This is a genomic window from Flavobacterium supellecticarium, assembly GCF_004801375.1.
In the GTDB taxonomy this organism is placed as follows: domain Bacteria; phylum Bacteroidota; class Bacteroidia; order Flavobacteriales; family Flavobacteriaceae; genus Flavobacterium; species Flavobacterium supellecticarium.
In genome coordinates, this window is sequence record NZ_SSNZ01000008.1 from 86,508 (window position 1) to 110,965 (window position 24,458).

Consider the following 24,458-nt stretch of genomic DNA (forward strand, 5'->3'; position numbering starts at 1 on the left):
AATTAGAATTCAGCGTTTTGCGGCGTTCTTGGGAATGGAATTACGTCACGGATGTTAGACATTCCGGTTACGAACAATACCAGTCTTTCGAAGCCAAGTCCGAAACCACTGTGAATGGCTGTTCCGAATCGACGGGTATCCAGATACCACCACAATTCTTTTTCATCGATACCAAGGTCGGCGATCTTTTGTAATAATACATCCAGACGCTCTTCCCGTTGTGATCCACCTACAATTTCTCCGATTCCAGGGAATAGGATGTCCATAGCGCGAACCGTTTTTCCGTCTTCGTTCAAACGCATATAGAACGCTTTGATTTTTGCCGGGTAATCAAATAAAATTACCGGACATTTAAAGTGTTTCTCTACAAGGTAACGCTCGTGTTCGCTTTGTAAATCAGCACCCCATTCGTCGATGATATAGTTGAATTTTTTATTTTTATTTGGTTTGGAGCTTTTCAGGATATCAATTGCCTCGGTATAACTTACACGTTTAAAGTTATTGTCCATTACAAAGCTTAATTTTTCCAATAAGGACATTTCGCTTCTTTCAGCCTGTGGTTTTGATTTCTCCTCATCCAGTAAACGTTGCTCTAAAAATTTCAGATCATCGCCACATTTATCCACCGTATATTTAATCACATATTTGATAAAATCTTCGGCCAGATCCATGTTGTCCGCCAGGTTGTTAAATGCTACTTCCGGTTCGATCATCCAGAACTCGGCCAAATGGCGTGAAGTATTCGAGTTTTCAGCTCTGAAAGTTGGTCCGAAAGTATAAATCTGACCTAAAGCCATCGCATAGGTTTCGCCTTCCAATTGACCGGATACGGTTAAATTGGTTTCTTTTCCGAAGAAATCCTCTTTAAAGTTTACCTGTCCGTCTTCGGTTCTTGGCGTACCGTCGAAAGGCAATGCGGTAACGCGGAACATTTCTCCGGCACCTTCAGCATCCGATCCGGTGATGATAGGTGTATTTACATAGAAAAATCCTTTTTCCTGGAAATATTGGTGTACGGCAAACGATAAAGTCGAACGTACGCGCATAATTGCTCCGAAAGCATTGGTTCGGATTCGTAAATGAGCATTTTCACGTAAAAACTCCAACGAGTGTTTTTTCGGTTGCATCGGGTATTTTTCCGGATCGGAATCACCCAGAATTTCCAGCTTGGTTACCTGGATTTCCACCGTTTGTCCGGCACCCTGACTTTCTACCAATGTACCGGTAACACTCACGGCTGCACCGGTAGTGATTCGTTTTAGAGTTTCATCCGGGGTATTTTCAAAATCAACAACACACTGAATATTATTTATCGTAGAACCGTCATTCAACGCGATAAACTGATTATTTCTAAATGTTCTAACCCAACCTTTTGCTTTTACTTCATGCAATGTCTTCGTACCGTTTAGCAGGTCCTTAACTTTAGTGTGCTTCATTGTAATGATTTTTATATTGATTTTAAGTGAAAAAAAATTTGCAATGCCCGCAAAGGTAATAAAAAGCCTGTCAAAAAGATAGCTTCTTATTTTATTTAAAATGAAAATAGGTTTGCAAATCCGTTCTAATAAAAAATCCGCTGTGGAGCGGATCTTTTACTTATACTTTCATGATTTCGGCTTCTTTTGCAACCAAAGCCTCGTCAATCTTTTTAATGTAAATGTCCGTTAATTTCTGAACGTCTTCTTCGGCACTTTTACAGATATCCTCGGATGTCCCGTCTTTTTCTAGTTTTTTGATATCGGTATTCGCTTCTTTACGGGAATTTCGGATACTGATTTTAGCATCTTCGGCTTCTGCTTTAGCCTGTTTTACCAGGTCGCGACGACGCTCTTCGGTTAATGGCGGTACGCTGATGATGATATTGTCACCATTATTCATCGGATTAAAACCAAGATTGGCAATCATAATCGCTTTTTCGATAGGCTGTAACATGCTTTTCTCCCATGGCGTAACGGTAATTGTACGCGCATCCGGTGTGTTTACATTGGCAACCTGTGAAAGTGGCGTCTGCGATCCGTAATAATCTACAAAAACACCACCCAACATCTGAGGTGTTGCTTTTCCGGCACGGATATTCAGAAATGCTTTTTCAAGGTGCTCTAAAGAACCGTTCATGGATTCTTTTGTGCTATCTAAAATAAAATTAATTTCTTCGGTCATGATACTAATTTTTATAATTCAAAATTAAATATTTACTGTTGTTCCAACAGTTTCTCCTTCACAAACTTTTAATAAATTACCTTCTTTGTTCATGTCGAAAACGATAATTGGCAATTCGTTTTCCTGACTTAACGTGAAAGCGGTAGTGTCCATTACATTCAATCCTTTTTTCAATACATCGTCAAAAGAAATATAGTCGAATTTCACGGCATTGGCATCTTTTTCCGGATCGGCAGTATATACACCGTCTACACGGGTACCTTTCAGGATTACATCAGCATTAATTTCCACACCTCTTAAAACGGCTGCGGTATCGGTTGTAAAATACGGGTTACCGGTTCCGGCACCGAAGATTACGATTCGTCCTTTTTCAAGATGACGTACCGCTCTTCTTTTGATATACGGTTCGGCAATAGCCTCAATTTTCAAAGCAGTTTGTAAACGGGTTTGCATTCCGGCTTCTTCCAAAGCACCTTGTAGCGCCATTCCGTTGATCACAGTGGCTAACATTCCCATATAATCCCCCTGAACTCGATCCATTCCGTTACTGGCTCCGGCGACACCTCTGAAAATATTTCCACCTCCGATAACAATGGCGATTTCAACACCGTTGTCATGGATTTGTTTGATTTCAGCAGCATATTCGGCCAACCTTTTCGGATCAATACCATATTGGCGTTCTCCCATTAAAGCTTCACCACTTAGTTTCAAAAGAATTCTTTTGTATTTCATTGCAAGTTTTGTTTAGTGGTGCAAATATAGTTATTATCTGTTTTTTTAAAACGAAGTCCGTAAATATTTCTTAAACAAGCTGTGAGGGTTCAAAGAATAGGGATTGGTTTTATAATTTCAATTCGAGATACGATTTCTTTGCCGCCTCATATCCGATATTAAAAATCGCTTCCATCCGGGTTTTGTTGGTTTCGAAAGTGCTAAAAATGGATAATTCTTCCGGTTCGATCACCCAGTCGCAATTGTTGAATTTCTGCATATTCGAATTAGCCGAAAGCAGATCAAAAGCACGTGTGGTCACTGCTTTTATCGACGAGAGGTCTTTGGCTTCGATTTTCTGGATCGGGCTCACATAGACACCAATCAGCGTATCGCATCGGCCTTGTAGCACATCGGTTGGGAAATGATTCAGAATGCCGCCGTCACTATAAATGTTCCCTTTGATTTCGTAGGGCGACATCACACCCGGAAAAGAGGAGGAGGCTAGAATGGCATCGACAATTTTGGTGTCGGGGCTAAAAATTTTCAGCTTGCCTTTTACCATGTCGGTGGCCGTAATATGGGTTTGTATTTTCAGATCGCCTAAAGTAGCGTCTTCAAAAATGGAACTAAAATACTTTTTAAACGATTCCGAATCGATTAGCCCGGCTTTTTTTAGTGTAAAGTGTTTCCAGTGGAAAAAATAAATCGACTTAAAAAATTCCAGAATCTCCTCTGGTGATTTTCCCCAGGCATATAAGGTTCCGATAATCGAACCGGCACTGGTTCCGGCAATATGGATTGGCCGTATGTTTTTTTCTTCTAAAAATTTTATCGCTCCGGCATGTGCCAATCCTTTGGTTCCACCACCGGAAAGGATCAGTCCGATTGACTTTGTTTGTAAATCCATCTTTATTGTAAAAAGATAAAGTTACACTTTTTGTCCATTGGATTGTTACTTTTGTTACTTTTTAATGCGGTCATTTGCGCTAACTTTGTGCCGCATACTAAACAAAGTGAAATGGAAATGTATATTGAAGAAAGTCTGAAAAGAAGTTATTCGTATCAGGAATATAGAGACTTGGTGACGAAATTGCTAAAAGAAGGAAAATCGACCGGAGCAGAACAATCGGATGATTTATTGCATTATAGTGAGTTAAATGAAGTCCGAATGAACCGTTTGGAGAAAACAATACCGGTTCCGAATGTTATTGGTGAAGGATTAAAAAATATCGAAAAAAAATACATCTGGTTGGTACTTTCGGAAGGCTGGTGTGGTGATGCGGCTCAGATTGTGCCGGTATTGCATAAAATGGAATTGGAGGCGCCAAATATTGAAATGAAATTGGTTTTCCGCGATGAAAACGAAGAATTGATGCAACAATTCCTGACCAATGGCGGAAAAGCGATTCCGAAACTAATCGTTCTGGATGCGGAAACAAAGGAAGTAAAAGCCGATTGGGGACCACGTCCGCAAGGTGCGAAACAGTTGATTCTGGATTATAAAGCGCAACACGGCGTGATTGACGAAACTGCCAAAACCGATTTGCAAAAATGGTATTTAAAAGACAAAGGATTGTCGACACAAAAAGAATTACTCGACCTGATGCAAGGTTTGTAATAACAAAAAAGGTACTCCGTGAACTGCCCACAAATAGTGTCTGACTTTTTGGGGGCACTCTACCGCGGAATACCTTTTTTTATTGTGGCGTAACCGACTCTTCAAAATCGGTAACGATCATAGCATTTTCAACGGAGTAGTCTCCTATTTTGGTGCGTCGTAATGCGGTTAAGTGCGCTCCGGATTGTAACGCAACGCCATAATCATATGCCAATGAGCGGATATAGGTTCCTTTGCTACAAACCACCCGGAAATCCACTTCGGGAAGTGCAATACGGGTAATTTCAAACTCATGGATAACCGTTTTCCGGGCGGCTATTTCAACTTCTTCGCCTTTACGGGCGTGTTCGTACAAGCGTTTTCCATCTTTTTTTATGGCTGAAAAAACCGGTGGTTTCTGGTCGATTTCACCTAAAAATTGAGCAATGGTTTTATACAGTAATTCCTCCGTGATATGATCGGTTGGGAAGGTCGCGTCGATTTCGGTTTCCAGATCATAGGATGGCGTGGTAGCGCCAATATGAAAGGTTCCGGTGTATTCTTTGATCATTCCTTGTAATTCCGGAATGCGTTTGGTGAATTTACCGGTACATACGATTAGTAATCCCGTGGCCAACGGGTCGAGCGTTCCGGCATGGCCAACCTTGATTTTTTTTAAACCGAGATGTTTTTTTAACGACCATTTAATTTTGTTTACAGCCTGGAAAGACGACCATTGCAAGGGTTTGTCAATTAGAAGAACCTGGCCTTCCTGATAGTGTTCTGCGGTTAAAGGTTCCATTATTTAGCGGAATAAAAATAAAGTAACAAACCAATTCCAACTACAATCCGGTACCAACCCCAAAATTTAAAACCGTATTTGGTAAGCACATTAATAAACGTTTTTACAGCAACCAAAGCGACGATAAAAGCCACAACATTTCCGATGATAAAAAAAGTAATGTGATCCTGATCCTGTAAAATCATTTCATAGCCTTTCATTTCGGTGGCGGTTCCTTTTCCCCAAGTTTTTACAAAAATGGAATAAACCGTCACGGCCAACATGGTTGGAACGGCCAGGAAGAATGAAAACTCAGCGGCAGCTTTTCGGCTTAAACCTTGTGCCATTCCTCCGATTATCGAAGCGGCCGAACGCGAAGTTCCGGGCATCATCGCCAGACATTGCCAAAAACCAATCGCAATTCCATTTTTAATGGTAATCTCTTTTTCGTCGAGTATCGTTGGGTTTTTAAACCATTTGTCGGCAAATAATAAAACGATTCCGCCGACAACCAAAACAGACGATATAGCAATCTGATTGCCTAAAACGGCTTCGATTTTATCGTCGAAAAAGTAACCCAAAACCAAGGCTGGGATTACCGAAAAGGCTAGTTTAAAGTAAAAAGTAAGATTGGTGAAATCGAAAAACTTTTTCCAGTATAACGCTACAATCGAAAGAATAGCGCCAAACTGAATGGAAACCTGGAACATTTTTAAAAATTCCGATTCCTCCATGCCCATTAAAGCGGCTGTAAAGCCCATATGTGCGGTAGAAGAGATCGGTAAATATTCGGTTAGTCCTTCGACTATGGCAATAATAAGTGCTTGTAATAAATCCATTAATTTTCTGCGCTATCCTTTTTAGGGTTTTTTAAAATAGCATAAATCGTAATTCCGAAACCGATCAATACAACGGTCGGAGCCAGTTTGATACGTCTGAAATCAAAAATATCAGTACTGAATACATTCGGGTCGTTACTGCCGCCGCCGGACATTAGTATAAAACCAAGGGCGATTACGGCCAGTCCGATAAAAAGGATTTTATAGTTGCTGCTTTCAAAAAGAAAGTCGTGTTTGTGCTTGTTTTCGTTTTTCATTAGGGTATTGAATTGAAGATTCTTAATATAAATCGTCGGTTCTTAAATTTAAAAAGCGTTGTGTGGCAAAAAACGTACTGATCCAGGTAATGATAATTCCTACCAGTAGTACGCCGGCCAAAACAATTCCGGTCGAAAGGTAATCGGTTGCGATACCAAGGCTTGGGAACATTCCGTCGACATAATAAACCAGACCGATTAAAGCGGCAATGGCCAATCCGGAACCGATTAATCCCAGTTTGATACTTCTCCAGATAAACGGTTTACGAATAAACGATTTGGTCGCGCCAACCATTTGCATGGTTTTAATAATAAAACGGTTCGAGTGAATCGAAAGGCGAAGTGAGCTGTTGATCAAAAGCATAGCTACAAAAGCCAGTACGCCACTGACGATCAAAATCCAAAACGTAATTTTCTTTACGTTTTCATTTACCAGATCCACTAATTGTTTGTCGTAAATTACCTCGGTAACCATTGGGTTTTTACGGATATTGCTTTCGATTTCCTTAATACTGTCGGAAACCACATAATTCCCTTTTAGGTGAATGTCGTATGAATTTTGAAGCGGGTTAAAGCCTAAAAATTCCATAAAATCTTCACCAATAATATCTTTGTGTTTTTTAGCCGCGTCGTCTTTGGAAACAAACGACTGGTCTTTTACATAATTCGAAGCGGTTAGTTGGGTGCCGAACGCTTTTAAAATACTGTCGTTTGCCTGGTCGTTAAAATAAACCGACATCGGGATATTTTCTTTAAAATCGTTGGAAATCTTTTCAGAATTGATAACAAAAAGCCCCAATGCGCCCAACAGGAACAACACTAAGAAAATACTTAAAATAACCGAAAAATAGGAAGAAATAAGTCTGCGTTTTTGATACTTTTCAAAAGATGTAGCCATAGAATCTGATTTAAGCCGTAAAAATAAGAAAGAAAATTGTTTTTAAGGTTTATAACGCTCAAAGTTTTAACTTTCTTATAATATAATGTAAATTTGCCTGCCCGAAAATGATACCCTATATTCGGGATTCAAAAAAGGAATACTAAAACAGGAAGATTATCCGGTAATTATAGCAATTCAGAGTAATGAAGTACAATCCAAATCAAATTGAAGCCAAATGGCAAAAGTACTGGTCCGAAAACCAGACCTTTAAAGCAGCGAACGATTCCGCGAAGCCAAAGTATTTTGTGTTAGATATGTTTCCGTATCCATCGGGAGCGGGACTGCATGTTGGGCATCCGCTGGGCTATATCGCGTCTGATATTTATGCGCGCTACAAACGTCACAAAGGATTCAATGTGTTACATCCGCAGGGGTATGACAGTTTCGGATTGCCGGCCGAGCAATATGCGATTCAAACCGGACAACATCCTGAAAAAACAACCAAAGAAAACATCGCCCGTTACCGCGAGCAATTGGATAAAATCGGGTTTTCATTCGACTGGAGCCGCGAAGTACGTACTTCCAATCCGGACTATTACAAATGGACACAGTGGATTTTTATCCAATTATTCAATTCCTGGTATAATAACGACAGCGATAAGGCGGAAGACATCAGTACGCTAACCGCTATTTTTGAAAAGGAAGGAAATGCGACGGTTAATGCGGTTTGTGATGAGGCCATCGTACCGTTTACAGCGGCGCAATGGAACGCTTTTTCGAAAGAAGAACAAGAAAAAATCTTGCTACAATACCGATTGACGTATTTGGCGGAAACCGAAGTAAACTGGTGTCCGGCTTTGGGAACGGTATTGGCAAATGATGAAATTATAAACGGTGTATCCGAACGTGGCGGTCACCCGGTGATTCGTAAAAAAATGACCCAGTGGAGTATGCGTATTTCGGCTTATGCCGAGCGTTTGCTACAAGGATTGGAAACGATCGACTGGAGCGAAAGTATTAAGGAAAGTCAGCGGAACTGGATCGGGAAATCGGTTGGAGCTGCGGTGACATTTAATTTAAAAGGACATGACGAGAAAGTAGCCGTTTTTACGACGCGTCCTGATACTATTTTTGGTGTTACGTTTATGACATTAGCACCGGAACACGAACTGGTCACTAAAATCACAACACCGGAACAAAAACAAGCGGTGGATGCCTATATTGAAGCTACGGCAAAACGTAGTGAAAGAGATCGTATGGCCGATGTGAAAACCATTTCGGGCGTATTTACCGGAGCTTATGCCGAGCATCCGTTTACCAAAGAACCGATTCCGGTTTGGATTGGCGATTATGTTTTGGCGGGTTACGGAACCGGAGCTGTAATGGCCGTACCATGTGGTGACGAACGGGATTACGCGTTTGCGAAACATTTCGGTATTCCGATTAAAAACATCTTCGAAGGTGTGGATATTTCGGAAACAGCCTACTCCGACAAAGAAAATACAGTTATAGCCGATTCGGATTTTCTGAACGGTTTAGATTATAAAAAAGCGACCCAAAAAGCGATTGAAGCTTTGGAACAATTGGGACAAGGGAAAGGTAAAACCAACTACCGTTTGCGTGATGCGGTATTCTCCAGACAACGTTATTGGGGTGAGCCTTTCCCGGTATATTATGTAAACGATTTGCCGCAAATGATCGAAACGGAACATTTGCCAATCGTATTACCGGAAGTGGAAAAATATTTGCCAACCGAAGACGGACAACCGCCATTAGGAAACGCAACGGTTTGGGCCTGGGATACTGCGAACCATAAAGTAGTGAGCAATGATTTAATTGATCATGTAACGGTATTCCCATTGGAATTAAACACCATGCCGGGTTGGGCGGGAAGCTCGTGGTATTGGATGCGTTATATGGATACGCATAACAATGAGGCGTTTGCTTCGGAAGAGGCCTTACAATATTGGGAAAATGTCGACTTGTATATCGGTGGAAGCGAACACGCAACCGGTCACTTGTTGTATTCCCGTTTTTGGAATAAATTCTTAAAAGACAAAGGATTTGCACCAACGGAAGAGCCGTTTAAAAAATTGATCAATCAAGGGATGATTTTAGGGACGAGTGCGTTTGTATATCGTTTTACGATGGGTACGGACGTGTTGTTCGCTTCTAAGAATTTTATTGTTGAAAAAGACGGGCAGCCGGGTGTTTATGTAGCATTCGACAGCGCTCAAAATAAATATATAATCACAGAGCAGGAATCGGATTTTGTACCGGTATTAAAAATCCATGCCGATGTAAATCTGGTAAATGCCTCGGATGAATTGGATATCGATGCGTTTAAAAATCACGCTTTATATCAGGATTATAAAAATTCCCAGTTTATTGCGAACGAAAACGGTAAGTATATCGTAGGTCGCGAAGTGGAAAAAATGTCCAAATCGAAATACAATGTCGTAAACCCGGATGATATTTGCGAACAATACGGCGCGGATACCTTGCGTTTGTACGAAATGTTTTTAGGGCCATTGGAACAGGCAAAACCGTGGAATACAGCCGGAATTACCGGAGTATCCGGATTTTTGAAAAAACTATGGCGTTTGTATTTCGACGATAACGGACTGATTGTAACCGATAACGAGCCGAGTAAAGAAGCGTTAAAAACCCTACATAAAACGATCAAAAAGGTACAGGAAGATATCGAGAACTTCTCGTTTAATACGTCTGTGTCCGGATTTATGATCGCGGTAAACGAATTGTCAGCGGCCAAATGTAACGAACGCGCTATTTTAGAACCATTAGCGATCCTGATTTCACCGTATGCACCGCATATCGCAGAAGAATTATGGCAGGCATTAGGCAATGAAGGTTCGATTTCGCAAGTACCATTCCCGGTATTCGATGCAAAACACTTAGTGGAAAGCAGTAAAGAATATCCGGTATCGTTTAATGGGAAAATGCGTTTTAAAATCGAATTGCCAATGGATCTGACAGCGGCCGAAATCGAAAAAATCATTTTAGCTGACGAACGTACGATTGCACAGCTAAATGGAAACGCACCGAAAAAAGTAGTAATTGTTCCGGGTAAGATTATCAATTTGGTAGGATAATTCACCTGACAAAATAGCATATTTTGTTAACGGAACGCTAATTGGCGCGTAGTTTGCTATTCTTTTTGGTATATTTAGAAAACTAAAAAGAGAGAACATGTTAGGATATTATGTTTTATTAGGAGCAATTGCTTTAGTAAGTTGGATTGTTAGTAACAGGCTAAAGAGTAAATTCGAAGAATACTCGAAAATACATTTGCGTAACGGGATGTCCGGAGCGGAAATAGCCGAAAAAATGCTGGCAGACAACGGAATTTACGACGTAAAAGTGATTTCAACTCCGGGACGTTTAACCGATCATTATAATCCGGTTGATAAAACGGTAAACCTGAGTGAAGCGGTATACAACCAACGTAATGCGGCGGCGGCGGCAGTAGCGGCCCACGAATGTGGACACGCGGTACAACACGCCACGGCCTATAGTATGTTGCAAATGCGTTCCAAAATGGTACCGATTGTTAATGTAGCTTCCGGAATGTCACAATGGTTAATCGTTGGTGGTTTGATTTTGGGCGCGGCGGCCAAAGTAGGATTCGGATTTTATATTGCTATTTTGGGATTGATCTTAATGGGGCTTGCAACGGCATTTAGTTTTATCACCTTACCGGTAGAATACGACGCCAGTAACAGAGCGTTGGCCTGGTTGAAAAACAAAAACATGTTAAGTCAGCAGGAATATGCCGGAGCGGAAGATGCCTTAAAATGGGCGGCGAGAACCTATGTGGTAGCAGCTATCGGTGCATTAGCCTCCTTATTATATTGGGCTTTTCAGGTTTTTGGAAGAAGAGACTAAAACAATAGTAATACGATAAAAAAATCCGGTGCGAAAGCACCGGATTTTTTGTTTTATAACTGTATTTGGCGTTCGATTTGCTGATCCAGTGAGATAAATGTTTCGGTTCGGGAAACGCCTTCAATGGCCTGGATTTTTTTGTTGAGTAATTGCATCAGATGTTCGTTATCGTGACAAATCAATTTGATCAAAATACTCCAGTTTCCGGTGGTGTAGTGGCATTCCAATACTTCCGGTATCTTTTTTAACTCCCGAACAGCTTCCGGATTTCGGGATGCTTTGTCCAGATAAATACCCACAAAGGCCATTGTGCTGTATCCTAATATTTTGTGACTTACGGTAAAACGGGAACCGGTTATCACACCGGCCTGTTCCAGTTTTCGCAATCGCTGGTGAATGGCCGCACCGGAAATACCAATCTTACTGGCAATTTGTAATATCGGTTTTCGGGCATCTTCCATTAGGTAACGCAGGATCTCCTTGTCGATACCGTCCATTTCAACTTGTAAGGAATTAAGCTTCATTTAAAATAAATTTATAGCTAAAGTTACAAAATGAAATAGAAATTGAAATAAAAAAGCCTGATTTTCGAAAATCAGGCTTTTGCTATTATTTATATCCCTTGTACGGAACGTCTTTTTCTTTAAAAATAACACCGTATTCTTCCAACTCTTTTAAAATCGGAAGGTAAACCTCCTTGTTTAACGGAAGTTGTACACCCGGCGTTGTAATATTTCCGTTTAAGATCTGTAGTGTAGCCATCGCTACCGGTAATCCAACGGTTTTTGCCATCGATGTATACGTCTGATCGTCGCCAATACAAACCATTGTAGCGTCAATTTGTTTCTTTTCGCCGTTTACTTCATAGCCAAATTTGTGATACATCACAATCATATCTTTGTCGTCCGGTTCCAAAGTCCAGCTATCGGTCAGGATTTTTTCAAGAATCTGAGCCGGAGTAGCATTTTTCAGTCCGATGATTTTGTTGGCATTAAACAAATCCAATTCCAGTAATTTATCCCAAACCACATCATCCTGATCGATTTTTAAAACATGACGCAATTTGATTTCAACGGAATCCGTAGGGTGATACGGTAAAAACAAATTCACAAACTCACGGTAATTCATTGTTTCAGAATTATCGATCGCATACGAATCGTCGGTCATTCCCAATTGTACAAACATATCCCAGGCTCTGGAATAGCCTACACGTCGGATCGTTCCGCGGAAAACCGTCAAGGCATTGTCTAATCCGTAAACACTTCTGTATTTTAAGGAATCGCGGTTGGCATAACCTTCAAAACGTCCATAACCTTCCACTTCCAAAAATTCAGTCCTTCTAAAAAGCTTGTGGTATGGAATGTATTTGTAGGTACCTTCCTGAATAAACTTTGCAGCACCACCTTGGCCGGCCAAAACGACGTTACGCGGATTCCAGGTAAATTTATAATTCCATAAGTTGGTGTCCGATTCCGGTGCTACCAATCCGCCGCAAAACGATTCGAAAAGAATTACATTTCCGTTTTTTTCACGGATTTCATCCAGTACTTTCATCGCACTCATATGATCGATTCCCGGATCCAATCCGATTTCGTTCATAAAAACAAGATTATTGGCAATGGCTGCCTCGTTTAGTTCCTGCATCGCATCCGAAATATAAGATGCGGTAACCATATGTTTTTTATAGGTAATACAGTCTTTGGCTACTTCAATATGTAAAAAAGCCGGAAGCATCGAGATTACGATATCGGCTTTTTGAATTTCCGCTTTGCGTTGTGCTTCGTTATGGATGTCGAAAGCAATAGCAGTGGCTCTTGGGTGATTGTTAGTTTTCTTTTCTGCTAATTCTAAAGATAAATCGCCGATGGTAAGGTGTAAATTTTCCTGTTCCGATTTATCCAGTAAATATTTTATGAGCGACGAAGCCGAGCGACCGGCTCCGATAATTAAAATATGTCTCATGCTGGTTGTTTGTTTTAAAAAGTCTACGAAAATATGAATTTGTTATTTTCTTTAAAAATATAAAAGATGATTAATGTCATTATTTAACTTTTTAAAATAATGCTACCTTTGATAGGAAATAAATACACGATGGATAGAAAAACAATTGCAGCGGCTGCTATAATGGGAGCTGTCGCTATAATATTAGGGGCTTTTGGAGCACACGGACTGAAAAAGGTGCTGGATGAAACACAATTGGCAACTTTCGAAACAGGAGTGCGATACCAGATGTACCATGCCATATTCTTATTATTTGTAGGAATGACAACATTGACAACGGAAAAGGTCAAAAAGACCATTTGTTATCTTACGGTTATCGGAGTGTTGTTTTTTTCGGGATCTATTTATTTGCTGGCGACGAGTACGGCAACCGGGATCGATTTTAAATTTTTAGGACCGATAACCCCAATTGGCGGGCTTTTGATGATCCTGGCCTGGTTGCTCCTTTTTGTACAGGTAATCAGGAAAAAGCATAATATTTATTAAAAAAAAATTATTCTAAAATTAAATTTTTACTTTTGCGTTCTTAAATAACAAAACAACACATTTTTAAGTTATGAATGTTACGAATATAATTTCATTAGAAAAATACGGGATCAAGGACACGGTTGAGATTATTTATAATCCGTCTTACGATCACCTATATAATGAAGAATTAAATACGGAGCTGGAAGGATTCGAGAAGGGGCAGTTGACAGAACTTGGTGCCGTTAACGTTATGACGGGTGTATTTACGGGAAGATCTCCTAAAGACAAATACATTGTTAAAGACGATATTACAAAAGATACCATTTGGTGGACATCAGAAAAAGCAGTTAACGATAACAAACCAATTTCTCAGGATACCTGGAATGCTTTAAAAGAGACTACAGTAAGCCAGCTTTCCGGAAAGAAATTATATGTTGTAGATGCTTTTTGTGGCGCTAACGAAAACACACGATTAAAAGTGCGTTTTATTATGGAAGTGGCATGGCAGGCGCATTTTGTAAAAAATATGTTTATCCGTCCAACGGAAGCGGAACTTGAAAACTTTGGAGAACCGGATTTCGTAGTAATGAATGGTTCTAAAGCAACTTTCAAAGATTATGCGGCACACGGATTAAACTCAGAAGTGTATATCGCTTTTAACCTTACCGAAAAAATTCAGTTAATTGGAGGAACCTGGTATGGTGGTGAGATGAAAAAAGGACTGTTCTCGATGATGAACTACTACCTTCCGTTACAGGGAATCGCTTCAATGCACTGTTCTGCTAATAAAGGAAAAGAGGGTGATGTAGCGGTATTCTTCGGATTATCCGGAACAGGAAAAACAACGTTGTCAACCGATCCGAAACGGGAATTAATCGGAGACGATGAGCACGGATGGGATAACGAAGGTGTGTTTAACTTCGAAGGAGGTTGTTATGCGAAAACAATCGACTTAAGTAAGGAAAACGAACCGGATATTTTTAATGCGATCCGTAAAGATGCATTGTTGGAAAATGTTACGGTAGATGCTGATGGTAAAATTGACTTTAAAGATGGTTCTGTAACACAAAACACACGTGTTTCATATCCGATCTATCATATTGATAATATTGTAAAACCAGTATCGAAAGCCGGACACGCTTCTAAAGTAATCTTCCTTACGGCAGATGCATTTGGGGTAATGCCGCCAGTATCCAAATTGACACCGGAACAAACCAAATATTTCTTCTTGTCTGGATTTACTGCAAAACTGGCTGGAACGGAGCGTGGTGTAACACAACCGGAGCCAACTTTCTCAGCTTGTTTTGGAAAAGCATTCTTGTGTTTGCATCCAACGAAATACGGGGAAGAACTGGTTAAGAAAATGGAAGAGCACAATGCAACGGCTTATATGGTAAATACAGGATGGAACGGAACCGGAAAACGTATTTCTATTAAAGATACCCGTGCGATTATCGACAGAATCCTTGACGGATCGATCGAAAAAGCGGAAACGGCTATCGTTCCGATCTTCAATCTGGAAGTTCCGACAGCATTGGCTGAAGTTAATACAGAGATTCTTGATCCTAGAAATACCTATGCAGATGCGTCGGAGTGGACAGCAAAAGCTACGGATCTTGCAGGGTTGTTTATTAAGAACTTTGTACAATATACCGATAATGAAGAAGGTAAGAATTTAGTTAAAGCAGGTCCGCAACTGTAATTCATCCTTTTTGGAATATAGAAAAGCTATCTCGCGAGAGGTAGCTTTTTTTGTTACAGGTGTAATTTGAACCTTGACTTATGCGTTTTGTTTGTGATTTTTGAATGTCAGTAGGTGTTAAAAACGTTAATTTTAGGTTATTAATCTGTTGTGTTAACAATTTGTGTAATCCGTAATAAAAATGTAAAAAAACCGTAATTTTTATCTGTTGTTTCGCAGTATTTTTAAGTGGTTGTTTAAGTAAAAGTATTTTTAATTTTAACAGTTGCTGGAGAGTAAGCAGTGGGCGGGGCTATGTTGTTGAAATCCAGTTCTGTTGAAATTAAAAGTCGGAATTTAAAAAGTGGAATTAATACAATTATCAAAACACGAACTGAAAAATTCTGATACTTTAGGTCGGCGTATTTAAGTAAAATGGATACGATTTTCCTTGGTTGCAGATTTAAGAATTTCGGTTTTTGTATAATATTGTTTCTAGTAGCTGATAATCGGTTTTGCTGATGTTGGTGATGAGAAAAAGATTACATCATAAGAGTTATCCATTCGCTGATTGCTTAAAATGATGGGATTGTAATAGAATAGTCGGATCTATCCTTTATATATTCGATTTTGTTTTTTTGAGAGTTTAAAAGAAAAAAGCTTCCTTTAAGGAAGCTTTTTTTATTTCGAATTATTTGTCTTTGGATTCTTTGTTGGCTTTGGTGATGTATTTTTCTAAAGCCATGGTCATCGACGGGGTTTCGGGTGTCGGAGCCATGATGTCAACGCGTAAGCCATGTTCAATAGCTTCTTTTTGTGTGGTACTTCCAAAAACAGCAATACGGGTGTTGTTTTGTTGGAAATCCGGGAAGTTTTTGAATAAAGATTTGATTCCGGTTGGACTAAAGAAAGCCAGTACATCGTAATAAACATCCTTTAAGTCGGAAAGATCACTCATAACCGTTCTGTAGAATGTTCCAGGAGTCCAGTCAACTTTTAAATTGTTTAAAGTCTGTGGTATGTCGGCGTTTAGCTGATCCGATGAAGGAAGTAGGAATTTTTCATCTTTGTATTTTTTAACCAACGGCGATAGGTCGACAAAATCTTTTTGACCCACATAGATTTTTCGTTTTCTGTAAACGACATATTTTTGTAAATAGAAAGCGATGGCTTCTGACTGGCAAAAATACTTTAAGTCTTCAGGAACTTTATAACGCATTTCCTCAGCAACTCTGAAAAAGTGATCGACGGAGTTTTTGCTGGTTAGAATGATAGCCGAATAATTGTTTAAATCAATTTTTTGCTGTCTTACCTCCTTAGCAGGAACGCCCTCTACGTGAATAAATGGTCTAAAGTCGACTTTGATTTTAAGCTTTTGTTGCAGCTCAAAATACGGTGAATTTTCTACTTTAGGTTCTGGTTGCGAAACCAAGATTGTTTTCACTTTCATATTAAAATAATTGTAATGCTCTAACTTTTCGTAAACCAATAATACATGAAATAATAGGGGGCTATTTCAAGAGTGCAAAGATACAAAATAAAATAGAACAGCTTGCTTAGTATGGAATTTTGATAAATCTTTAATGTTAGTGCATAAGTTGCTATGTTTATTACTAAAATAGTAATGATAATCCCTAAAATTAAATTTTTTGATGGGAAATCGTTATAGAAAAGGACTAAATTGAGGGGTAGAACGAGTAATCCGATGTAGGTTCGGTAGTTAACTTTTTGTAAATTAAACTGCTCATTAAACTCTTCAATGTTAAATGAAGTGGCAATAATCTTTTCGATCAGGTATTTGGACAGGATAAATACCCCCAAAAGCGTGATAATCTGAATATAGGAAATCCAGTTGGTTTTGGTGGTATAACCGTAATAACTCAGGATGATTTGAATCAGGAATGCAAAGGAGATTAATTGTATCAGAAACATAGAAATAGTGAACCAGCTTTGCATGTTTCCGCTATCCTTGTAAATCTTAATGTATTTGTCGGATATTCCCAGTCGGATAAATTCGTTAAAACGGACTTCAAATATGGTTTTGTTAATAGCCAGTAAAACAAAGCACAGTACAAACAGTACGGTTGCCCAGTCTTTGTTTTCGACGACTCTTTCGGTAAATAATAGATCCATCATAATGCCTGTAAAAGTACTAATTTTTAAGTGGAATATTTTTATTATACTTTTATTATGAAACAACCATTGGAAATAGTGTATTTTTGCAGGCAAATTTAGTTAAAAATGAGCTTGGGCATAGTTGTTATTCCTACATACAATGAGATCGAAAATATAGAGGGCATCATTAAAGCTGTTTTCGAATTGGACGTTTCATTTGATGTGCTGATTGTCGACGACAATTCGCCGGATGGAACTGCGACTAAGGTAAAAGAACTTCAGGAATTGTTTCCGAATCGCTTGTTTTTGGAAAACCGACTTAAAAAGTCAGGACTCGGAACGGCTTATGTACACGGATTCAAATGGGCATTAGCACGGAATTACGAGTATATTTTCGAAATGGATGCCGATTTCTCCCATAACCCCAAAGATCTTGAACGTTTGTATAAAGCCTGCGTTGATGGTGCCGGAATGGCAATTGGCTCGCGGTATGTTACCGGTGTTAATGTGGTAAACTGGCCGTTAAACCGCGTACTGTTGTCCTATTTCGCTTCGGTATATGTCGACCTGATTACCGGTATGAAAATCCACGATGCAACGGCAGGATTTATTTGTTACAGACGAGAAGTGTTGGAAGAAATCAATCTGGATAAAATTAAATTTGTAGGGTACGCTTTTCAGATCGAAATGAAATACAGAACCTTTGTCAAAAAAAAGAAAATAGTAGAAGTGCCTATTATTTTTACCGATCGAACCAAAGGAGAGTCAAAAATGAGCAATGCTATTATAAAAGAAGCTATTTTTGGTGTAATTACTCTGCGCTTTAAAAAAATGATAAACCGATTATAGATTATAAGATAGAAAAGTACGATGAGCAAGATATTGATCAAGAATGCGAAGATTGTTAATGAAGGAGTTATCTTTGAAGGAGATGTGCTGGTGGAAGATAAATATATCAAGGAGGTTGCGGCAAGCATCAGTCCGAAATCTTCCGACTGTGTGATTATTGATGCGGAGGGAAACTATCTTATTCCGGGTGCGATCGATGATCAGGTGCATTTTCGCGAACCGGGACTAACCCATAAAGGAAATATTGCCTCCGAATCCAGAGCGGCTGTTGCGGGAGGGATAACTTCTTTTATCGAACAGCCCAATACGGTTCCGAATGCGGTAACTCAGGAATTATTAGAACAAAAATACCAGATTGCAGCCGAAACCTCATATGCGAATTATTCGTTTATGATGGGCGGAACCAATGATAATCTGGAAGAGATACTGAAAACAAATCCCAAAAATGTAGCGGGAATTAAATTGTTTTTGGGATCATCGACCGGAAATATGCTGGTGGACAATGAAGAGACATTGGAGAAAATCTTTTCCAGTACGCCAATGCTGATTGCGGTTCATTGTGAAGACGAAGGAACGATTAAAGCCAATCTTGAAAAATATAAAGAAGAATACGGCGATAATATTCCGGTAAAATTCCATCACCTGATTCGTAGCGAGGAAGCGTGCTATATTTCGTCGTCAAAAGCAATAGAGCTGGCGAAAAAAACAGGTGCGCGATTGCATATCTTCCACGTTTCGACAGCAAAGGAAACAGAATTGTTTACCAATAAGATTCCTTTGGAAGATAAAAAAATCACGGCAGAAGTATGTGTACATCATTTGTGGTTTACCGATGCCGATTATGAGAAAAAAGGAAATCTGATCAAATGGAATCCGGCGGTAAAAACAGCAAAAGATCGCGATGAATTATGGAAAGCGTTGCTGGATGATCGTATTGATGTGATTGCAACCGACCATGCGCCACATACGCTTGAGGAAAAACAAAATCCATATACCAGCGCTCCTTCCGGAGGTCCGTTAGTACAGCATGCTGTTGTAGCGATGTTTGAGGCCTATCATCAGGGGAAAATTTCATTAGAGAAGATCGTTGAAAAAATGGCGCACAATCCGGCAAAAATCTTTAAAATTGAAAAAAGAGGCTTTATCCGTGAAGGGTATTTTGCCGATTTGGTTTTGGTAAACGCCGGGCAACCGTGGACGGTTAAAAAGGAAAATATTCTCTATAAATGTGGCTGGTCGCCGTTTGAAGGAGCTAATTTTAAATCGAGAATTACCCATACGCTGGTAAACGGGCAATTGGTTTATGTAAATTCAAAAGTAAAAGACATCCGTTGCGGTGAGCGTTTGTTATTTGATAGATAAAAAGTATGAAAAAGATCGTATTACTCATTGGTTTACTGTACTTTGTGGTTGCTTGTGATAAACAGGTGATGGAAAAGCCAGCCAATTTGATTCCGGAAGATAAGATGGTGGAAATATTAACGGATATTGCCATTTATCAAGCTGTAGAAGGTTATGATCCGCAGAAATTAACGACCAATAACGTCAAGTTAAACGATTTTATTTTTAATAAATATAAAGTCAATGCCAAGGTAATTGAAACGAGCAATAAATACTATGCTTCCGATGTAGATGGGTATAAAAAACTATACGAAAAAGTAATCGATAATTTGGAAGAGCGGCGAAAAGAAGTTGGAGTTGAAATTGAAAAAACAACAGGTGTTAAACCTGCCGATGCTCCGTAATATAGCGTTTTGCTAAATCATAAAGATACGACTCCATAGGAGTAAACGAATAGTCCAGTTGCTGGACTATTTTTTTTGGACTGAATGTTTCCTGTGAATGTGCCGATTTGGCCGTTGCCTTGGTAAAACTTCTTTTTTGGAAAAAAACAGTCGAAAACAACCAATCCAATCGCCAGGCAATTGCGGTGGCCAATGGGCCGGCATAAAAAGAAGGTCTTTTTTTAGACATACCGTCGGCAATGGTAAACAGGATTTTTTCCAGAGAAAGATTTTCGGCTACCAATGTAAAACGTTTTCTTGAAACCGAGCTATCCATTAGTGAGATCATAATTTTTACGACATCCTCCACGGCAATAACGCCGGTTACTCCTTTGGAATAAAACGGGAATCCGGAAGCGATTTGCTTAAAAATCTGCCCGCTGCCATTGTTCCAAAAACCACTACCAAAAATAATTCCGGGGTTTACGATCACAACATCCAGTCCTTCCTGTGAGGCGCGCCAGACTTCCATTTCGGCGCCAAACTTGGTAATGGCATAATCGCCATGCAGTTTTTCGGGATTCCAGTCGGTTTCTTCGGTAATAACCGATTGCCCTTCCGGAGCATCGCCCAAAGCGGCAATAGAGCTCACATAGCACAATTTCTGAACTTTAAAGTGGAGTGCGCAATTCACAATATTCGCGGTTCCTTCGATATTTGTTTTTCGTAGCTTTTCTTCGTCTTTCGGATCGAACGAAATCAACGCAGCACAATGATACACATAATCAATATCCCGGAAAGCTTTTTCCAATTGCGGAATATCGGTAATATCGGCTTGAAGCCACTCGATACGGTCAAAGGATTCCAGTTGTTGATGTGTCTCGAAAAGTCTTCGGGTTAAGGTGATATTGGCTTCCGTACGGTAAATGGCGCGAACCCTATCCTCTTTTCGGAGTAATTCCAGAAGAAGATAAGCGCCCACTAATCCGGTTCCGCCTGTAACAAGTATCATAGTTGCAAATGTACTAATTATCGCCACGGATAAAAGTAAGAAATATTTTAAAATTAAAAATTGTCAAAAAACAGGGTGTTTGAAATGCCTTAATTCGACTATCTTTGTGCAAATTGAAAAAAAATGAAGAATTTTATTGAAGAAGTGACTTGGAGAGGAATGCTCCACGACGTTATGCCAGGCACGGAAGAACATTTGTTGGAGCAGATGCGGGTAGCGTATGTGGGAATTGACCCAACAGCGGATTCATTGCATATTGGACATTTGGTAGGCGTAATGATGCTAAAACATTTTCAGTTAAGCGGCCACAAGCCTTTGGCGTTGGTTGGCGGGGCTACTGGAATGATAGGTGATCCGTCGGGTAAATCGAACGAACGAAACCTGTTGGACGAAGCTACATTGCGACACAATCAGGAATCGATTAAGGCACAGTTGTCTCGTTTCCTGGATTTTACTTCCGATGCGCCCAATGCAGCAGAATTAGTGAATAACTATGACTGGATGAAGGAATTCTCGTTTTTGGATTTTATCCGTGATGTAGGAAAACACATTACTGTGAACTACATGATGGCTAAAGACTCCGTAAAAAAACGGCTTTCATCGGAATCGGCTGAAGGAATGTCTTTTACCGAATTTACGTATCAGTTGGTTCAGGGGTATGACTTTTTACATTTGTACAAAGCGAAAAATTGTACGCTTCAAATGGGAGGAAGTGACCAGTGGGGTAATATTACCACCGGAACAGAATTGGTGCGCCGAAAAGAAAGTGGAAAAGCCTATGCGTTAACATGTCCGTTAATTACAAAAGCCGACGGAACCAAATTTGGTAAATCCGAAGGCGGAAACATTTGGCTGGATGCCGAAAGAACCTCGCCGTATAAGTTCTACCAATACTGGTTGAATACGTCCGATACGGATGCGGAAAAATATATTAAGATCTTTACCTTTTTATCCAAAGCGGAAATCGAAGCCTTAATCGAACAACATAGAGGTGAGCCACATTTACGTGCGTTACAAAAGCGTCTGGCGGAAGAAATTACCATTATGGTACATTCCAAAACCGATTTGGAAAATGCAATCAAAGCGTCGAATATTCTATTTGGAAATTCCACATCGGAAGACTTAAAAGACTTGGATGCCAAAACATTTTTGGATGTTTTTGAAGGAGTGCCACAAGCTGAAATAGCCCAAGCGGAAATCGAATCCGGAGTGGGTATTATCGAAGCGTTATCGGGTAAATCCGGATTTTTGGCTTCTAATAGCGAAGCGCGTCGGGCTTTAAAAGAAAACTCGATTGCGGTTAATAAAGAAAAAGTAACGGAAGACTATCAAATCACGAGTAAAGACCTGATCAATGGACAATTTGTACTGTTGCAAAGAGGGAAAAAGAATTATTTTGTGATTCGTGCCGTATAAAAAGAAAGGGAGTTTTTAAAACTCCCTTTCTTATTTTTTTATAACACCATAAGGTTACAACCCCGTATATCGGAATTGTCAAACCGTCCGAGTACTTCAAAAGAATGGTTTGAATATTTTTTGCCTAAATCCTGAGTAGCGATAAACGAACAGGAATTGATATTGGCCAGATCAATGACATTAATTCCACCGGTTTTGCCGGTTTCAATATAGGATAGCGCATCTTCCGTATCGCGGATTAGGATATCCATCCAGGGTGGACATTCGAAAATACCATCCCCTAACGAATACGCCTGCGATAGCAATTCGGTCATTCCATATTCGGAGTGGATTTTGGAAACCCCAAAACCTTTAGCTAAAATAGCGTGTAATTCTTCGCGGATAATCTCTTTACGACGTCCTTTCATACCACCGGTTTCCATGATAATGGTATTTTTTAGCGCGAACGATTGCATTTCGATCAGATCCAATAGTGCATAGGTAACGCCAATCAGGATGATATTCTGACCTTCGTTATCGAGTTTGATCAATTTGGCGATCAACTCGTCGTAATTATTCAGGTAAAAACCGCTATCTGGCTGATTAGAGCGTTGTATCAGATCTTCAACCATATAGATAAGGGACGAGCCTTCGCGTTCCAGATAAGAAGGTAAAAGCGCCAGTACGACGTAATCTTCGATATTGCCGTAAAACTGTGAGAAACCCAATTGAAAACTTTCCTCGTAATACTGTAAGTCGGTCACCAAATGTCGACTCGTGCTCATTCCGGTTGTTCCGCTACTGGTAAAAATGGTCTGAACCGGATCGGTACTACTTACAACCTCGTGACTTTTAAAAAACTGGATGGGTAAAAACGGAATGTCTAGTAGCTGTTTGACATTGGTTTTGTCCTTTTTTAAAAGGGTGCAAAAATCCCGATAGACACTATTGTTGTCGAACTGATGACGGAAGACTTTGAGCGTGGTTTTTTCAAATTCCTTTTTAGAGGCAATCTGAAAGATATCGGCAGAAGTGATCAAGAGTATAACTTTTTGAGCAAAAATACAAAATAAAAAAGCACCAACGCGAGTTGGTGCTTTTGAAAAAAATATCGGAAACGGCTTACTTCTTGTCAATAAGATTTTGTACGAGTTTTTTTAGTTCGTCTATTTCCTTTGATTGTTGTTCCAGTTTCTGATTTTGAACTTCATTTATTCTGTTTTGCTGCAAAATATAGAGTGTTAGCTCTTCGATTTTTTCCTGTTGGATTTTGGTCATCTCGCCTAAGGCAATTCCTTCTTCTGCAACCTGAGTAGCAGACGGAACGTTTATCAAATGACCTTTATCCTGAATGTGTTTTTCAACTTCAGCAAGTGTTGGTAATTTGTATTCCGGTTGGAAAACGTAATCGGCCCAGGCAGATTGAAGATTTACACGGACTTCCTCGGTTAAAATACCTCCTTTAACAAATAAATTATAAGTGTTTAAGTTTACACCTCCGGCTGTTGTCGGGAAATTACCGAAGCCGGAACCGATACCTACTTTACCGTTTAGTTTTACTAAATCCAGAGCAAAATCGCCCCAGATAAGCGGACTTGTATTGAAACTGTTATTAATGATTAATTTGTTGCTAGTGTGTTCGTAATAACCTGAATAGCTGCCTATAAAGATATTGTTGGAACCCTGCGCCTCGCCACCGGCATTATGACCAATAAAAGTATTGCCACTACCGCTTTCATTTTCGCCACCAGCATAAACACCGAGATAAACGTTTTCATTTCCGCTAGAACTAGCTTTTCCACTTTCGTGTCCAAGATAGACATTTGATGCCCCTGTAGTATTGGTAATGCCGGCAGTATTTCCAATAAAAGTATTTGAATGGCCATTTGTATTTGCAATTCCGGTTTGATGCCCAAAAAAAGAATTAGAAATACCGGAAGAAGTGTTTATTTTTCCGGATTGATAACCATAGAAAGTATTTTTTTGACCGTTAGATCCTGCTTCAAGCCCGCCACTTGTTATTGATGAAGTCGCAATGCTTTGAGCGTTTATAATATTGATTGCAAATGTCAAACTGAG

Annotated in this window: 24 protein-coding genes; 9 read left to right on the forward strand and 15 right to left on the reverse strand. The window is 39.7% G+C overall.

The features are described 5' to 3' along the window. Nucleotides 1-2 precede the first annotated feature (2 nt). The 4 genes from asnS to E6C50_RS14540 form a co-directional block, all read right to left on the reverse strand. Complete coding sequence (asnS, locus tag E6C50_RS14525) at nt 3-1,436, reverse strand: asparagine--tRNA ligase (protein ID WP_136403956.1); 1,434 nt, start codon at nt 1,434-1,436, stop codon at nt 3-5. 160 nt (nt 1,437-1,596) lie between these two features. Further along, complete coding sequence (gene frr, locus E6C50_RS14530; protein ID WP_136403957.1) at nt 1,597-2,160, reverse strand: ribosome recycling factor; 564 nt, start codon at nt 2,158-2,160, stop codon at nt 1,597-1,599. Between the two features lie 24 nt (nt 2,161-2,184). Further along, on the reverse strand, nt 2,185-2,892 hold the full coding sequence (gene pyrH / locus E6C50_RS14535) for a UMP kinase (RefSeq protein WP_136403958.1): 708 nt from the start codon (nt 2,890-2,892) through the stop codon (nt 2,185-2,187). 109 nt (nt 2,893-3,001) lie between these two features. After that, nucleotides 3,002-3,781: a patatin-like phospholipase family protein gene (locus E6C50_RS14540; RefSeq protein WP_136403959.1), complete on the reverse strand. Its 780-nt coding sequence runs from the start codon at nt 3,779-3,781 to the stop codon at nt 3,002-3,004. 111 nt (nt 3,782-3,892) lie between these two features. Between E6C50_RS14540 and E6C50_RS14545 the strand changes: the two genes are divergently transcribed. Then, nucleotides 3,893-4,492 carry a thioredoxin family protein gene (locus E6C50_RS14545; RefSeq protein WP_136403960.1) on the forward strand — a complete coding sequence of 200 codons (600 nt, stop codon included), beginning with the start codon at nt 3,893-3,895 and terminating at the stop codon, nt 4,490-4,492. Nucleotides 4,493-4,571: 79 nt separating this feature from the next. Here E6C50_RS14545 and truB read toward each other — a convergent pair whose 3' ends face one another. Genes truB through E6C50_RS14565 form a run of 4 tightly spaced genes read right to left on the reverse strand, consistent with a single transcriptional unit; the run spans nt 4,572 to nt 7,246 of the window. Beyond that, the gene (truB, locus tag E6C50_RS14550; protein WP_136403961.1) at nt 4,572-5,273 is read right to left on the reverse strand and encodes a tRNA pseudouridine(55) synthase TruB; all 702 of its coding nucleotides are present in this window, start codon (nt 5,271-5,273) and stop codon (nt 4,572-4,574) included. Continuing rightward, nucleotides 5,273-6,091 (reverse strand): undecaprenyl-diphosphate phosphatase, encoded by an 819-nt coding sequence (locus E6C50_RS14555; protein WP_136403962.1) that lies wholly within the window; start codon nt 6,089-6,091, stop codon nt 5,273-5,275. The genes truB and E6C50_RS14555 overlap by 1 nt, the downstream gene beginning before the upstream one ends. Beyond that, nucleotides 6,091-6,348, reverse strand: a complete 258-nt coding sequence (locus E6C50_RS14560) for a DUF3098 domain-containing protein (RefSeq protein ID WP_136403963.1) — start codon at nt 6,346-6,348, stop codon at nt 6,091-6,093. Before E6C50_RS14560 ends, E6C50_RS14555 begins: the two co-directional genes overlap by 1 nt. A 22-nt stretch (nt 6,349-6,370) precedes the next feature. Then, nucleotides 6,371-7,246: a cell division protein FtsX gene (locus tag E6C50_RS14565; RefSeq protein ID WP_136403964.1), complete on the reverse strand. Its 876-nt coding sequence runs from the start codon at nt 7,244-7,246 to the stop codon at nt 6,371-6,373. Between the two features lie 185 nt (nt 7,247-7,431). On the opposite strand from E6C50_RS14565, the gene E6C50_RS14570 reads away from it, so the two are divergent. After that, nucleotides 7,432-10,341: a leucine--tRNA ligase gene (locus E6C50_RS14570; RefSeq protein ID WP_136403965.1), complete on the forward strand. Its 2,910-nt coding sequence runs from the start codon at nt 7,432-7,434 to the stop codon at nt 10,339-10,341. A 97-nt stretch (nt 10,342-10,438) separates the two neighbouring features. Beyond that, nucleotides 10,439-11,134, forward strand: a complete 696-nt coding sequence (locus tag E6C50_RS14575; RefSeq protein ID WP_136403966.1) for a zinc metallopeptidase — start codon at nt 10,439-10,441, stop codon at nt 11,132-11,134. A 53-nt stretch (nt 11,135-11,187) separates the two neighbouring features. Here the strand turns inward: E6C50_RS14575 and E6C50_RS14580 are convergent, their stop codons facing one another. Both E6C50_RS14580 and E6C50_RS14585 read right to left on the reverse strand, forming a co-directional pair. Next, nucleotides 11,188-11,658 (reverse strand): Lrp/AsnC family transcriptional regulator, encoded by a 471-nt coding sequence (locus E6C50_RS14580; protein ID WP_136403967.1) that lies wholly within the window; start codon nt 11,656-11,658, stop codon nt 11,188-11,190. Nucleotides 11,659-11,743: 85 nt separating this feature from the next. Beyond that, the gene (locus tag E6C50_RS14585; RefSeq protein ID WP_136403968.1) at nt 11,744-13,096 is read right to left on the reverse strand and encodes a saccharopine dehydrogenase family protein; all 1,353 of its coding nucleotides are present in this window, start codon (nt 13,094-13,096) and stop codon (nt 11,744-11,746) included. 129 nt (nt 13,097-13,225) lie between these two features. Between E6C50_RS14585 and E6C50_RS14590 the strand changes: the two genes are divergently transcribed. Continuing rightward, a complete protein-coding gene (locus E6C50_RS14590; RefSeq protein WP_136403969.1) occupies nt 13,226-13,621 on the forward strand; it encodes a DUF423 domain-containing protein in 396 nt (131 codons plus the stop codon). Between the two features lie 70 nt (nt 13,622-13,691). Then, nucleotides 13,692-15,305: a phosphoenolpyruvate carboxykinase (ATP) gene (gene pckA, locus E6C50_RS14595; protein ID WP_136403970.1), complete on the forward strand. Its 1,614-nt coding sequence runs from the start codon at nt 13,692-13,694 to the stop codon at nt 15,303-15,305. A gap of 670 nt (nt 15,306-15,975) precedes the next feature. On the opposite strand, the gene E6C50_RS14600 is transcribed toward pckA, so the two are convergent. Next, nucleotides 15,976-16,734, reverse strand: a complete 759-nt coding sequence (locus E6C50_RS14600) for a uroporphyrinogen-III synthase (protein WP_136403971.1) — start codon at nt 16,732-16,734, stop codon at nt 15,976-15,978. A gap of 20 nt (nt 16,735-16,754) precedes the next feature. Further along, entirely contained in the window at nt 16,755-17,420 is a 666-nt protein-coding gene (locus E6C50_RS14605; RefSeq protein WP_136403972.1) for a DUF4271 domain-containing protein, read from the reverse strand. A gap of 105 nt (nt 17,421-17,525) precedes the next feature. On the opposite strand from E6C50_RS14605, the gene E6C50_RS14610 reads away from it, so the two are divergent. From E6C50_RS14610 to E6C50_RS14620, 3 genes are read left to right on the forward strand one after another with little or no spacing between them, the layout of a single operon-like run. Further along, complete coding sequence (locus E6C50_RS14610; RefSeq protein WP_136403973.1) at nt 17,526-18,248, forward strand: polyprenol monophosphomannose synthase; 723 nt, start codon at nt 17,526-17,528, stop codon at nt 18,246-18,248. Between the two features lie 21 nt (nt 18,249-18,269). Further along, on the forward strand, nt 18,270-19,610 hold the full coding sequence (locus E6C50_RS14615; protein WP_136403974.1) for a dihydroorotase: 1,341 nt from the start codon (nt 18,270-18,272) through the stop codon (nt 19,608-19,610). 5 nt (nt 19,611-19,615) lie between these two features. Then, on the forward strand, nt 19,616-19,993 hold the full coding sequence (locus tag E6C50_RS14620) for a DUF4296 domain-containing protein (protein ID WP_136403975.1): 378 nt from the start codon (nt 19,616-19,618) through the stop codon (nt 19,991-19,993). On the opposite strand, the gene E6C50_RS14625 is transcribed toward E6C50_RS14620, so the two are convergent. Next, complete coding sequence (locus tag E6C50_RS14625; RefSeq protein ID WP_136403976.1) at nt 19,971-20,984, reverse strand: NAD-dependent epimerase/dehydratase family protein; 1,014 nt, start codon at nt 20,982-20,984, stop codon at nt 19,971-19,973. The two genes, E6C50_RS14620 and E6C50_RS14625, sit on opposite strands and share 23 nt — an antisense overlap. A gap of 123 nt (nt 20,985-21,107) precedes the next feature. On the opposite strand from E6C50_RS14625, the gene tyrS reads away from it, so the two are divergent. Then, nucleotides 21,108-22,400, forward strand: coding sequence for a tyrosine--tRNA ligase (gene tyrS / locus E6C50_RS14630; protein WP_136403977.1), 1,293 nt, complete (start codon nt 21,108-21,110; stop codon nt 22,398-22,400). Nucleotides 22,401-22,438: 38 nt separating this feature from the next. On the opposite strand, the gene E6C50_RS14635 is transcribed toward tyrS, so the two are convergent. Both E6C50_RS14635 and E6C50_RS14640 read right to left on the reverse strand, forming a co-directional pair. Next, on the reverse strand, nt 22,439-23,419 hold the full coding sequence (locus E6C50_RS14635; RefSeq protein ID WP_136403978.1) for a LuxE/PaaK family acyltransferase: 981 nt from the start codon (nt 23,417-23,419) through the stop codon (nt 22,439-22,441). 82 nt (nt 23,420-23,501) lie between these two features. Next, on the reverse strand, nt 23,502-24,452 hold the full coding sequence (locus E6C50_RS14640; protein WP_136403979.1) for a SlyX family protein: 951 nt from the start codon (nt 24,450-24,452) through the stop codon (nt 23,502-23,504). Nucleotides 24,453-24,458 lie beyond the last annotated feature (6 nt).